A 497-nucleotide genomic window follows, 5' to 3' on the forward strand; every position below is an offset into this window, starting at 1 on the left:
GTCCGGCGCGCGAACCCCGCCCTGCGGCAACTGCGCGACCTGCACTTCCATCACACGGACAAGGACGAGGTGATCGCCTACTCCAAGCGGCAGGGATCGAACACGGTTCTGGTGGTCGCCAACCTCGACCCCCACCACACCCAGGAGGCCACGGTCTCGTTGGACATGCCGCAACTCGGCCTGGACTGGCACGAGTCGGTGCCGGTGCGCGATGAGCTCACCGGTGAGACCTATCACTGGGGCAGGACCAACTATGTGCGCCTTGAGCCGGGCCGCGAGCCCGCGCACATCTTTCGTGTTCTGCGACCGTCCACCCCGCAGATCGGAGGGTCACCCACAAAATGATCGTCAACGAGCCCGTTCAGGACACCTTCGAGGACACTCCTGCCAAGGATCGTGACCCGGATTGGTTCAAGCGCGCCGTCTTCTACGAGGTCCTGGTCCGTTCCTTCCAGGACAGCAACGGCGACGGCGTCGGCGACCTCAAGGGGCTGACA

1 pseudogene is annotated in these 497 nt (G+C 64.6%); it reads left to right on the forward strand.

The features are described 5' to 3' along the window. A pseudogene (locus POF73_RS45910) lies at nt 1–345 on the forward strand (alpha-1,4-glucan--maltose-1-phosphate maltosyltransferase); the annotation flags it as partial. Nucleotides 346–497: the final 152 nt, after the last annotated feature.

The organism is Streptomyces sp. HD (assembly GCF_028369295.1).
Taxonomy (GTDB): domain Bacteria; phylum Actinomycetota; class Actinomycetes; order Streptomycetales; family Streptomycetaceae; genus Streptomyces.